The sequence below is a fragment of the Lachnoclostridium phocaeense genome, assembly GCF_959599685.1.
GTDB classification, from domain to species: domain Bacteria; phylum Bacillota; class Clostridia; order Lachnospirales; family Lachnospiraceae; genus Claveliimonas; species Claveliimonas monacensis.
Genome location: NZ_CAUGIN010000054.1, coordinates 1 through 6,363 on the forward strand (window position 1 = coordinate 1; position 6,363 = coordinate 6,363).

The window sequence follows — 6,363 nt, forward strand, 5'->3', positions numbered from 1 at the left end:
TTGTCTCTTCCTTGCATGTCAGGGGTTAAAATTCGGTATTAACCGACAACCCCTTTTTTATTTTGCCCTGTATCTGATCAACAGATTAGTCTACAAATTCAAATCCAACCTTTTCCAGGGTCTCGTCTACCCATGGACGGGGCCACTCGCCGCGGGTGTGGATGCCTTCCAGCTGTTTTTCCTCACCTGCGTGGTAGGCTCTTGCCTTCTCGGCCAGCTCTCTGGCGAACTCGGGTCTGATGGCGATCAGTCCGTCAGAGTCTCCCACGATGATATCCCCCGGATTGATGATGATGCCTGCAAAGGATACGGGGAAGTTCATTTCCCCCGGTCCGTTCTTGTAGGGCCCGTTGGGAGTCACGCCCTTTGCGTATACCGGGAAATCCATCTGGCTGAGAGCGTAGCTGTCGCGCACGCATCCGTCGATGATAATGCCTGCCAGACCTCTGGATTTTGCGTAGCTGCTCATGATCTCCCCGCATAAGGAGCGGCTCATGCTGCCCTTGTTTGCCAGGACGATGACATCCCCCGGCTGAGCCATATCCAGCGCCTTGTGGAACAGAAGATTGTCTCCTGCCGGTGCATTTACAGTAAAGGCGGTTCCCAGAAGCCGGGCCTTGGGATTTAAAGGATAAATGCTGGCGTCTACCGCAGCGATCCTGCCGCACTGGTCGTCAATGTTGGCTACCGGAATTCCGCGGAAGGCTTCCACCAGTTCCTTGTCCGGTCTCTCAAAGTTTCTTTTAATTCTGCATCCTGCTGCCATTTCTCTAACCTCTTTCTTTTTGTAGCTTTATTTTTTCAGTTTCTCTACCGCGTCCTTTATCCTGCGGATGGCTTCCTGGAGATCCTCGTAGCTGCAGGCGTAGGACAGTCTCAGATATCCCTCTCCTTCAGATCCGAAAGCAGAGCCGGGAACCATGGCTACCTTTGCCTCCTCAAGGAAGTACTCGGCCACCTCCATGGAGGACATGCCCAGACTCTTGACATTTACAAAGATGTAGAACGCGCCCTGGGGATCATTGCAGCTGATACCGTCGATCTCATTGAGGGCTTTCACCGCGTAATCCTTCCGTCTCTGATACTCCTGGCGCATAGCTTCCACATCGTCCGCGCAGTCACGAAGAGCGGTCACAGCGGCCTCCTGTACAAAGGAGGAAGCGCAGGTGATGGTATACTGGTGTACTCTGACGCAGGCGGCGATAATGCCCCTGGGAGCGCACATGTATCCAAGACGCCAGCCGGTCATGGAATAAGCCTTGGAAAAGCCGCCCAGTGTGATGGTCCTCTCCTTCATGCCGGGAAGGGAAGCAATGCTGACATGTTTTGTATCGTCATAGACAAGCTGGCTGTAGATCTCGTCTGCCACCACCAGAAGGTCATTCTTGATGGCAAGCTGGCTGAGCTTTTCCAGGGTCTCTCTGGAGAGAACGCCTCCTGTCGGGTTGCTGGGATTGACGATGACGATCATCTTTGTCCTGTCTGTGATCTTGGACGCCAGCTCTTCCATATCGATCTGGTAGTTGTTCTCCTCTTTCAGATTGTATGTCACAGGGACAGCTCCCAGAGAGGAGGGAACGTGAATGTAGTTCAGCCATACCGGATTGGGCACGAGAACTTCGTCTCCGTCTTCCAGGAAGGCTGCCATGGAAGCGTAGGTGGCTTCGCCGACACCTACTGTCACAAGAACCTCATCGGCATCATACTGTACACCGTGATGCTCTGTTTCCCATTTGGCGATCTCTTTTCTCAGAGCCGGTATTCCGTAGTTGGAGGTGTAAAATACATGTCCCGCCTTCAGACTCTCATAAGCGGCTTCCTTGATCTTTTCCGGTGTGTCAAAATCCGGACGTCCGATTTCCAGATGAATGACGTTTTCTCCTGCCTGCTGCATCTTTGTGGCCTTTTCCATCACCGCACGGATCTCGGAAAAAGGCAGGCTTTCCATTCGTTTTGCTGTCTTGTACTCCATAGCATCTCCTCCAAAGTAAATTGCAAAGTGTATTGTGAATTTATTACTATGGAAAAAATCGTAGCATCAGAAGAATGTAAAGTCAATTTAATAATTTGTATCTTTAATATTAATAAAATTTATATTTAGTGGACATAAACGAAAGTGAATAGCAGAGAGGATCTGCTCTGATTGCAGTATTTTTTCCTCTGTGCTACAATACCCAGGAAAGACAATTTCTGAAAAAACAGAAGAAATGAGGTAGACAAAAAATGGCAAATCCAGTCGTTACATTTGAAATGGAAAACGGAGATATCATGAAGGCGGAGCTCTATCCCGAGATCGCTCCCAACACAGTGAACAACTTTATCTCGCTGGTGAACAAAGGCTTCTACGACGGCCTTATTTTCCACCGGGTCATCAGCGGTTTTATGATCCAGGGCGGATGCCCCGACGGAACAGGCATGGGCGGCCCGGGCTACACCATCAAAGGCGAGTTCAGCCAGAACGGCTTTGCAAATGATCTGAAGCACACAGAGGGCGTGCTGTCCATGGCAAGAGCCATGCATCCGGACTCGGCAGGAAGCCAGTTCTTTATCATGCACAAGAACTCTCCCCATCTGGACGGCGCTTACGCGGCTTTCGGAAAGATCACAGAGGGCATGGACATCGTAAATAAGATCGCCCAGACTCCTACAGACTACAGCGACAGACCGCTGGAAGTGCAGAGGATGAAAAAGGTGACTGTGGATACCATGGGAGTGGAGTACCAGGAGCCGCAGAAGGCGTAGAGGTGACGTACACAGAATTTAAAAGAAATGTGATGACCGGCAGGTAGAGGAGGAAATGAAAAGGAAAGTCCCAGACCTTGCAAAATAGAGCATAATCACTTAAAATAAGACACAGCATGTAAGCGCTGTGTCTTATTTTAATGGGAAGATCATTAGGATTTTCCCCATGGAGATGGAAAAACTGATATGAAAGATAATATGATCCAGACAGAAAAGCTCATATTTGAATATGAAAAAAGAGATGAAGAAGGAAATGTCATCGGCACCTCCCGGGCCATCGATGAGGTGGATCTTGGCATAGAGGAAGGCCAGTTTATCGCCATTCTGGGCCACAACGGCTCCGGCAAGTCTACCCTGGCCAAACACATGAACGCTATTCTCGTTCCTACAGGAGGCACCATGTGGGTGGACGGCCGGAATACGAAAGATCCCCAGGAGCTGTGGAATGTGCGTCAGAGTGCGGGCATGGTGTTCCAGAACCCGGACAACCAGATCATCGGCACCGTAGTGGAGGAGGACGTGGGCTTTGGCCCGGAGAACTTAGGCGTCCCCACAGACGAGATCTGGAAGCGGGTGGAGGACAGCCTTAAGTCCGTGGGCATGATCGAGTACCGGCACCACTCGCCAAACAAGCTGTCCGGCGGGCAGAAGCAGAGAGTGGCCATTGCCGGCGTCATTGCCATGGAGCCAAAGTGCATTGTGCTGGACGAGCCCACCGCCATGCTGGACCCGGACGGACGGAAGGAAGTCCTGCGGACGGTGCGTGAGCTGCGCCACAGGAAGCATGTGACGGTCATTCTTATCACCCACTATATGGAGGAAGTGATCTACGCGGACCGGATCTTTGTCATGGACCACGGCCATATTGTCATGCAGGGAACGCCCCGGGAGATCTTCTCCCAGGTGGATACGTTAAAATCCTACCGGCTGGACGTCCCCCAGGTGACCATGCTGGCAGATGAACTGAGAAAGCGGGGGCTTGCTATCCCTGCCGGAATATTGAAAAAGGAAGAGCTGGTGGAAGCGCTATGTCGATTAAATTAGAACACGTCAATTATATATACAGTCCGGGCACAGCCTACGAGAAGAAGGCGCTCTCTGACATCTGCCTTGAGATCCCTCACGGGGAGTTTGTGGGCATCATCGGCCACACCGGGTCCGGGAAATCCACACTGACCCAGCATCTGAACGGTCTCATACGGGCCACCAGCGGCACGGTCTTTTACAACGGAGAAAACATTTACGCGGAAGGGTACGATATGCGGAAGCTCCGCAGCCAGGTAGGGCTTGTCTTCCAGTACCCGGAGCATCAGCTTTTCGAGGTGGATGTGCTGACGGATGTGTGCTTTGGCCCGAAGAACCAGGGGCTTACTCCGGAAGAATGTGAAAAGAGAGCCACAGAGGCGCTGCGCCTTGTGGGGCTGAAGGAAAAATACTGGAAATCCTCCCCCTTTGAGCTGTCCGGCGGACAGAAGAGGCGGGCGGCCATTGCAGGAGTCCTGGCCATGCGCCCCGGCGTCCTTGTGCTGGACGAGCCCACTGCCGGTCTGGATCCAAAGGGCCGGGACGAGATACTGGACCAGATCGCATACCTGCACAGGCAGAGCGATATGACAGTGATCCTTGTGTCCCACAGCATGGAGGATATTGCAAAATACGCGGACCGGATCATTGTCATGAACAAAGGCAGGATCCTGTACAACGACACACCGAAACAGGTATTTTCCCATTACCAGGAGCTGGAGAAGATCGGCCTTGCAGCCCCCCAGGTCACTTACATCATGCACGATATAAGAGAGGCCGGGTTCGACGTGGGGGTGACGGCCACCACAGTGGAGGAGGCTGCGGACGAGATCATGGAGGCTGTGAAGAAAAGGCGGGGGAGTGTATAGATGATAAGAGACATTACAATAGGACAATATTATCCGGCCCAGAGCATCCTGCACCGCCTGGACCCGAGGGTGAAGCTGGTGGGGACGCTGCTCTATCTGATTTCCCTGTTTCTCTTCAACAGTATTCCCGGGTATCTGGTGGCCACCATTTTTCTTGTGTCCATCATACGCATGTCAAAGGTACCTTTTTCCTATATCATGAAGGGCATGAAGCCCATTATCATGCTGCTGATGATCACGGTTTTCTTCAACCTCTTTCTCACAAGAGGCGGAGAGACGCTGTTCCACGCCTGGATCTTTACCATCACGGAGGAGGGCCTGCGGACCGCGGTATTTATGGCGATCCGTCTGATCTATCTGATCGCCGGCTCATCGCTGATGACCTTTACCACGACGCCCAACGCGCTGACAGACGGCATCGAGAGCCTTCTGCATCCCCTCAACAGGATACACGTGCCGGTGCACGAGGTGGCCATGATGATGTCCATCGCCCTCCGTTTTATCCCCATCCTTCTGGAGGAGACGGACAAGATCATGAAAGCCCAGATCGCAAGGGGAGCAGACCTGGAGAGCGGCAACATTATCCAGCGGGTGAAAAGCATGATCCCCATTCTGGTGCCCCTCTTCGTATCTGCCTTCCGGCGGGCCAACGACCTTGCCATGGCCATGGAGGCCAGGTGCTATCGGGGCGGGGAAGGGCGCACAAAGATGAAGCCCCTGCGGTACAAGAGCAGGGACCGGATGGCTTACATTGTCATGGTCGTGTATGTGGTGGCAGTGGTGGTCATCGGACGGTACGTGCCCTTCCACATATGGATCTTTTAAGCGAGGAGTACAAAAACTTGAGACGTATAAAGCTGACAGTGGCCTACGACGGCACAAACTACTGCGGCTGGCAGATCCAGCCAAACGGGATCACCATTGAGGAGATCCTCAATAAAAAACTCAGTGCCCTCACAAAGGAGGACATCCGGGTCATTGGCGCAAGCCGCACCGACTCCGGCGTCCACGCCCTGGGAAATGTGGCGGTCTTTGACACGGAGAGTACCATTCCGCCAGAGCGGATGGCACTGGCTCTGAACCAGAAGCTGCCGGAGGACATTGTGATCGTAAAGTCCCAGGAAGTGCCCCTCTCCTGGCATCCCAGATACCAGGACAACATCACCAAGACTTACGAGTACCACATTTACAATGCCAGGACGGCCAATCCCATGAAAAAGCGCACCAGCACCTTTGTGTACGTACCCCTGGATGTGGAGAAGATGAGGAAGGGCGCAGCTTATCTCGTGGGAGAGCATGACTTTTCCAGCTTCTGCTGTATCCGCACCAACACAGAGGACACGGTGCGGCGCATCGACAGCCTGGAGGTGGAGGAGCGTCCCTGCACGGAAGGAGACTTCTCCTACAGGGAGGCGGAGGCAAAGGAGATCGTCATCCGCGTCAGCGGCAACGGCTTTCTCTACAACATGGTCCGCATCATCGCCGGCACACTGATCCGGGTGGGGCGGGGATTTTACGAGCCGGAAAAAGTAAAAGAGATACTGGAAGCGCGGGTTCGCACCGAGGCCGGTGTGACGGCGCCGCCCCAGGGACTGGTTCTTATGGAGATCCGGTACGGGGAGGAGTGACCTGCAGGAAATACAGGAGTTCCGCTTTGCGGAGCTCCTTTTTGCAGTATGACGGGCATGCCGTCAGTCTGTGGTGAAAGTCCACAAGGGGCGTAGTTGCC

The 6,363-nt window shown here is 53.3% G+C and carries 7 protein-coding genes; 5 read left to right on the forward strand and 2 right to left on the reverse strand.

Translation table 11 applies throughout. The features are described from left to right. Positions 1-85 precede the first annotated feature (85 nt). Entirely contained in the window at positions 86-766 is a 681-nt protein-coding gene (locus Q5911_RS14655) for an RraA family protein (protein ID WP_303183909.1), read from the reverse strand. A gap of 27 nt (positions 767-793) precedes the next feature. Continuing rightward, a complete protein-coding gene (locus Q5911_RS14660) occupies positions 794-1,972 on the reverse strand; it encodes a pyridoxal phosphate-dependent aminotransferase (RefSeq protein ID WP_303183911.1) in 1,179 nt (392 codons plus the stop codon). 251 nt (positions 1,973-2,223) lie between these two features. On the opposite strand from Q5911_RS14660, the gene Q5911_RS14665 reads away from it, so the two are divergent. The 5 genes from Q5911_RS14665 (at position 2,224) to truA (ending at position 6,262) form a co-directional block, all read left to right on the forward strand. Next, positions 2,224-2,742, forward strand: coding sequence for a peptidylprolyl isomerase (locus tag Q5911_RS14665; protein ID WP_033127014.1), 519 nt, complete (start codon positions 2,224-2,226; stop codon positions 2,740-2,742). Positions 2,743-2,928: 186 nt separating this feature from the next. Continuing rightward, positions 2,929-3,786 carry an energy-coupling factor transporter ATPase gene (locus tag Q5911_RS14670; RefSeq protein WP_303183914.1) on the forward strand — a complete coding sequence of 286 codons (858 nt, stop codon included), beginning with the start codon at positions 2,929-2,931 and terminating at the stop codon, positions 3,784-3,786. Next, positions 3,771-4,634: an energy-coupling factor transporter ATPase gene (locus Q5911_RS14675; protein WP_087173384.1), complete on the forward strand. Its 864-nt coding sequence runs from the start codon at positions 3,771-3,773 to the stop codon at positions 4,632-4,634. Before Q5911_RS14670 ends, Q5911_RS14675 begins: the two co-directional genes overlap by 16 nt. Beyond that, on the forward strand, positions 4,635-5,459 hold the full coding sequence (locus Q5911_RS14680) for an energy-coupling factor transporter transmembrane component T family protein (protein ID WP_303183916.1): 825 nt from the start codon (positions 4,635-4,637) through the stop codon (positions 5,457-5,459). Positions 5,460-5,476: 17 nt separating this feature from the next. Next, a complete protein-coding gene (gene truA, locus Q5911_RS14685; protein WP_303183918.1) occupies positions 5,477-6,262 on the forward strand; it encodes a tRNA pseudouridine(38-40) synthase TruA in 786 nt (261 codons plus the stop codon). Positions 6,263-6,363: the final 101 nt, after the last annotated feature.

Excerpts from the sequence above, each read along its gene's own strand:
- Q5911_RS14665 (WP_033127014.1), top strand. The coding sequence starts at position 2,224 with ATGGCAAATCCAGTCGTTACATTTGAAATGGAAAACGGAGATATCATG.
- Q5911_RS14680 (WP_303183916.1), top strand. The coding sequence starts at position 4,635 with ATGATAAGAGACATTACAATAGGACAATATTATCCGGCCCAGAGCATC.
- Q5911_RS14675 (WP_087173384.1), top strand. The coding sequence starts at position 3,771 with ATGTCGATTAAATTAGAACACGTCAATTATATATACAGTCCGGGCACA.
- Q5911_RS14655 (WP_303183909.1), bottom strand. The coding sequence starts at position 766 with ATGGCAGCAGGATGCAGAATTAAAAGAAACTTTGAGAGACCGGACAAG.
- Q5911_RS14670 (WP_303183914.1), top strand. The coding sequence starts at position 2,929 with ATGAAAGATAATATGATCCAGACAGAAAAGCTCATATTTGAATATGAA.
- Q5911_RS14660 (WP_303183911.1), bottom strand. The coding sequence starts at position 1,972 with ATGGAGTACAAGACAGCAAAACGAATGGAAAGCCTGCCTTTTTCCGAG.